Here is a 5,062-nt window from a genome sequence, read left to right on the forward strand (position 1 = left end):
GTTGGATCACCAACAAATTGAAATGGTGCAAGCCCGTTTGAAACAACAGACAACACGGTTTGATCAATATAAGCAAGACCAAATTAAGGACTATCAGGCCATTAATTACCACCCGACTAGCCCCCAAAATTACCTGATGAATATTTTGGACGAAGCCTTAATAACCATTTTATATGCGAAGAACACGGACTATCTAAGAAAGCAGCAACTACGTGGCTTAAAGGAGACCGAGTGGGCAATGACGAAAAAGCAACGGCAACACCAAACTCGAAACCGGCATGAAGATGGGGGCATGCACTTGTAATTTAAATGTAAAATAAAAAAGCTATCAGCCCGAGCGCTTAATCAGTCATATCAAAGCTTGCAACAACAAGTTCAGCAAGCAAGGAACCCACAACAAAAATCAGAACTAAAAAATAAACTAAATGATATACACCATGAAATCAGTAATCGAACACAAAAACAGCTGCAAGCATTTACTGAAGAAAATTCATCAATCAAACAACCCAAATCCGAATTTGATCAAAGTTTAAAGCGTTAGCCAGTTTTTAAAGGTCATGCTATAATATAAACAGAAAAAGGAAGTCCCGCCGAAAACAGGACTTCCCGCGCAAGCCGCTTCAAAGGCGGTGGCATTAGTTAACTAAACGATAATGTCGTCCCGTAACTCGCCAAAGTTATGATCGGTGCGGCTTTTTTATTTGTGGTGCTTGTCGATATAGCTGAGTAGCGCGATTAAAAACGTGCCAAACAGCAACATCAACGAGAGTGTCTGGAAGACGCTCATTGACTGTGCAACCTTCCTGAAGATTATTCCATGTTCCCATGGGCCTCACCTCACAAGGGAAAAGACAGCCACCGCCCTTAAAACATTCTAAGCTTTATAGTGAATCGATTATCCGACGGGATAGTTGATTCACTATTTTAGTTTTGTTCTAAACTTTAAATAGTGGTGAAACTATATGCCGTAAGAAGTTTAGACGCTTGACGTCGTCCTTAAAACAGGCAGTTTTACTTAGTAATTAGTATTCTCTTCGAAGAATGTCGACACTTGATGTCCAGTTTAGAAAATTAGAAATAATTACCTTAGTAAATACGTTCCAACCACTAACAGCTATTTAGGAGGGTTTAAAAATGAGCATTGTCTTTGGCATAGATGTAAGTAGTCGTGATTCCAGTGTTTGTGTACTTCAGAGTGGCGCCACACGAGAATATAAGATCACTAACGATACTATCGGCTTTAAAACTCTGTTGATAGATCTAAAAGAATACGCCGAACATCCACAAATCATCTTAGAAGCAACTGGAGTTTATTCACGCAGAATTACTAGATTTTTAGATGAATACGATTATGATTATGTTCTTCTTAATCCTTTAAAGGCTAAGAAAATTAATCAGGGCTTACGTCGCAATAAAACCGATCGCAATGATGCTTACCATTTGGCACTAGCTCAAGATCGAAATCAGCATCAACCTAATCGAAAAGAGCCTGAGGTTTATCATCAATTGCAGTCTTTAAGTCGGGCTTATGAGGAATTAACTCACGATATTATTTCTTCCAAGAATCGACTTCATAAATATTTACAGTTAACTTTTCCAGAATTAGAAACCATTTTCAATAACTCTAGAGGTGTTAATTACTGGTATTTAGTTGAGCTCTTTCCGCACTGCCAAGATGTTAGAAACCTTGAAGTATCAACCATCGCTAAGCAAATTAAAGATTTTAAAGGTTATGGTATTAACCGTGCTCAAAAACTAGCTATTAAACTTAAGCATCTCGCGGATTTAGCTTATCCAGCAGTTGATCAAGACGACCCGGAGCGTGATGAAGTGGTTTATTACGCCAATAGATTATTACGGCTTACAGCTGATCGCGAGCGGAGATCAGAGGCAATGATTAAATTAGCTAAGACTTTGCCTAATCGCGATCTAGAAATCTTAATGAGCATTCCTGGTATCGCTGAAATAACTGCTGTCCGAATTCTAGCCGAATTAGGCGACATTAGAAGATTCAGTAATCCAAACAAGATAAATGCTTTTGTTGGTATTGATCCAGGTAGATATCAATCAGGGGAAAAAGATTCTAATTTAAGGATCTCTAAGCACGGCAATGCCGTTGCGCGGAAGATTCTTTATCGTGCAATTGGACAAATCGATCTAGCGGCTAAGACTAGTCCATGTCATATAGCAGATTACTATGAACGGAAAAAACAATTTTCTCAAACGAAGGGGTTCAAGAAAATTGCCATTGCTTCAATCCATAAACTGCTTAGAACGGTCTATGTTTTGATTATCACTGATCAAATGTATGATTACAACGTAGCCAACAATAATCAAAAAGACTTTTGTCGCAATTAATTGATCAGGTTCATTATAGCCTAAGTTAACTTCAAAGAAGTAATTTCTTTGAAGCCTTTTGTGATGCTCCTAATTTAGAAATAAAACGCCTCAATTAAAGCAATAATGCCAAATATGTCAGAAGTTAAAACTTTAGAGTCCTAATATACTTGACTTTACGTAGAAAACTTTTTGCTCAATCCATTATACAGGGAAATTAAAAATCAACCAAGAGCAATAAAACTGCTCTTGACAGCAAAGGAAAGCTACAACACTAGCAAGGTCAGCAAGCAAGGCTAATAATACTGCTGCAATGGGAAATAACAAGCGTCCAGTAGGGCGGTCCAAGAGCGGGCGCAAACCCTACCAGACAGTACGATTATAAAAGTAAAGAAGGTCATAAAATCAGCTACTAGAGGGAAAACTATGGTAAAAGACAAATAAGATGGTGAAATGATGACTATAAAGTCAAGTCAGATAAATAGGTAGTTGAGCATATAAATTGCTTTTGACGCTTTAATTACTTATAATAAGTGCAATAACAAATGACTAGTAAAAGGCGGGTAAAACAATGGATAAATTTAAAAATATTATTATTGGATTTGGTAAGGCGGGTAAGACATTAGCTAAGTACTTGGCGCAGCATGATGAGACCGTGCTTCTGATTGAACGGTCAAAACAAATGTACGGAGGAACTTGCATCAATGTTGGCTGCCTACCATCTAAAAATTTAATTTTTAATGGCCAACGTGGCGTGGACTTCACTACAGCAGTTAATAAGCGTGGTGAGATGACTAGACAGTTGCGAAACAAAAACTATCACATGGTGGCTGATGAGCCACTAGCAACGGTTTGGGATGGGTCAGCCCGTTTTATCGACAATTATGTTTTGGCAGTCGTAATGAGTGATGGAACGACTAAGAAGGTGAGAGGTGAACGTATCTTTATTAATACTGGAGCAGTTCCAAATTGGCCATCAATCCCAGGGTTAGAATTTAGTCAGCGGATTTTTACGTCTAAAGAAGCTATGGAATTGGAAAAACAACCGAAACGACTAGCAATTATTGGTGGCGGTTATATTGGCCTTGAATTTGCTGGAATGTTTAATTCCTTTGGTACGCATGTAACGATTTTCGACCAACATACCAGATTGTTAGAGCGCGAAGATCCTGATATTGCGACCGAGGTCGTAGCAGATCTGACTGACGCAGGGATCGAGATTAAACCGGCGACTCAACTAACTCAAGTAAAAGATAATGGTGAGAAGGTTACATTATATTATCAACAAGGTGATCAAAGTAACACTGCGAAATTTGATGCGGTATTGGTTGCAGTCGGTCGACGGCCTAATATAAATAGTTTAGGGCTAGAAAATACCGATATTGCTTTAACCAGTCGTGGTGCTATTCAGGTCGATGATCATTTAAGGACCACAGTACAAAACGTTTGGGCTTTGGGCGACGTTAATGGCGGTCCTATGTTCACTTATGTCTCATTGGATGATTTTCGTATTATTGTAGATCAATTGTTTGATAAGGGGGATCGCTCAACGGCCGATCGAATGGTGATACCGGCTGCTTCGTTCCTAAATCCACCACTGGCTAACGTCGGCTTAAATGAACGTCAAGCTAAGAGTGCAGGTTATGATTTACAAACCTTCAAGCTATCAGTCAAGGCGATTCCAAAGGCCCGTGTCTTGGAGGATCAACGCGGGCTTTATAAGGTAATCGTTGATCAAAAAACACACCTTATTTTAGGGGCAACATTGTATGCCGCTGAGGCTCATGAAACCATCAATCTAATTGCATTGGCAATGAAGGCCAAATTACCTTACGAAAGATTACGCGACATGATCTATACTCATCCAACAATGTCTGAAGCCTTGAATGATCTTTTTAAGACCCCGGTTGTGAAAAGCCAACGCCCTAGAAACAGAAAGCCGACTAGTTAATCGAGGAAACAATCAAGAAATCACCGTTAAAATTATTACGCAATGTGATTAACAATGCCCTTAATCTAAAGGACCGGGTTTACCAGATCTTTGAGCATTGTGATCTACCTTTACACAATAACCACGATGAGCAACAGATCCACTCTACCACGCTGGTGCGAAAGAATAAGTCTGTTCACAAAACCAACGGCAGGCGCAAAGGCTAATACGATCTGGTTTGGTATTGTACAAATGGAAAAATTAAATAAACTGGACGTCTTTAAGTATTTTTAACCATTACTAACGGTTTACACGCAACGTAGCACGCCAGATATTGAGGCTTATTTACCGGGGGCTCCAGAAATTCAGGCCACGTGTCGTGTTTAATAGAGAAACCAAAGCGGGCGACTAACGCAGAAAACTGCGTTGGTCGCCCGCTATTTTTGTTTGAACCCAGGGATCTGAGATACCATCAATGGTTAAGATTCAACCCGGTTCGTTGTGGAGTGCTTACGATCATTCAATCATGATCAAATAGTAAATCTACTTATAACTGCTAAACCTAAACTTAGCAATAACGTCACTAGTCCAATTAACATCATACCCATTGATGATCCATCACCTGTTTGAGGTAATTTACCTGTTTTTTCGTAGGTTTTACCTTGAGTGTAAGCCTTTGGTGTTACCTTATTCCCATTATTAGGAACTTGAGGTTTCTTAGGCGTTGTCGGCTTATTAGGAACCTGGGGCTTCGGCGTTGTCGGCTTATTAGGAACCTGGGGCTTCGGCGTTGTC

5 protein-coding genes and 2 pseudogenes are annotated in these 5,062 nt (G+C 39.6%); 5 read left to right on the plus strand and 2 right to left on the minus strand.

Annotation, left to right across the window (positions count from 1 at the left end):
* Together LPKJCM_RS06550 and LPKJCM_RS13925 are read left to right on the plus strand one after the other, a co-directional pair.
* Positions 1-304: pseudogene (locus tag LPKJCM_RS06550) on the plus strand (MobQ family relaxase); the annotation flags it as partial.
* A 12-nt stretch (positions 305-316) separates the two neighbouring features.
* Positions 317-541: pseudogene (locus LPKJCM_RS13925) on the plus strand (LtrC-like protein); the annotation flags it as partial.
* Positions 542-697: 156 nt separating this feature from the next.
* Here the strand turns inward: LPKJCM_RS13925 and LPKJCM_RS13825 are convergent.
* Positions 698-787: a putative holin-like toxin gene (locus LPKJCM_RS13825; RefSeq protein WP_021353390.1), complete on the minus strand. Its 90-nt coding sequence runs from the start codon at positions 785-787 to the stop codon at positions 698-700.
* Between the two features lie 347 nt (positions 788-1,134).
* Between LPKJCM_RS13825 and LPKJCM_RS06565 the strand changes: the two genes are divergently transcribed.
* The 3 genes from LPKJCM_RS06565 to LPKJCM_RS13930 all read left to right on the plus strand — a co-directional run bounded on the left by LPKJCM_RS06565 (position 1,135) and on the right by LPKJCM_RS13930 (position 4,494).
* A complete protein-coding gene (locus LPKJCM_RS06565; RefSeq protein ID WP_057961361.1) occupies positions 1,135-2,358 on the plus strand; it encodes an IS110 family RNA-guided transposase in 1,224 nt (407 codons plus the stop codon).
* Between the two features lie 550 nt (positions 2,359-2,908).
* Positions 2,909-4,288, plus strand: a complete 1,380-nt coding sequence (locus tag LPKJCM_RS06570) for an FAD-dependent oxidoreductase (protein WP_057961360.1) — start codon at positions 2,909-2,911, stop codon at positions 4,286-4,288.
* Between the two features lie 11 nt (positions 4,289-4,299).
* A complete protein-coding gene (locus tag LPKJCM_RS13930) occupies positions 4,300-4,494 on the plus strand; it encodes an IS66 family transposase (RefSeq protein WP_071799104.1) in 195 nt (64 codons plus the stop codon).
* A 303-nt stretch (positions 4,495-4,797) separates the two neighbouring features.
* On the opposite strand, the gene LPKJCM_RS06575 is transcribed toward LPKJCM_RS13930, so the two are convergent.
* Positions 4,798-5,062, minus strand: a 265-nt coding sequence (locus tag LPKJCM_RS06575; RefSeq protein ID WP_133057558.1) for an LPXTG cell wall anchor domain-containing protein, incomplete at its 5' end; no start/stop codon positions are given.

The sequence above is a fragment of the Lentilactobacillus parakefiri genome, from assembly GCF_002157585.1.
Classification (GTDB): domain Bacteria; phylum Bacillota; class Bacilli; order Lactobacillales; family Lactobacillaceae; genus Lentilactobacillus; species Lentilactobacillus parakefiri.

Bases quoted from the DNA above. Each gene is read 5' to 3' on its own strand.
- LPKJCM_RS13825 (WP_021353390.1), bottom strand. From the start codon at position 787: ATGAGCGTCTTCCAGACACTCTCGTTGATGTTGCTGTTTGGCACGTTT.
- LPKJCM_RS06565 (WP_057961361.1), top strand. From the start codon at position 1,135: ATGAGCATTGTCTTTGGCATAGATGTAAGTAGTCGTGATTCCAGTGTT.
- LPKJCM_RS06570 (WP_057961360.1), top strand. From the start codon at position 2,909: ATGGATAAATTTAAAAATATTATTATTGGATTTGGTAAGGCGGGTAAG.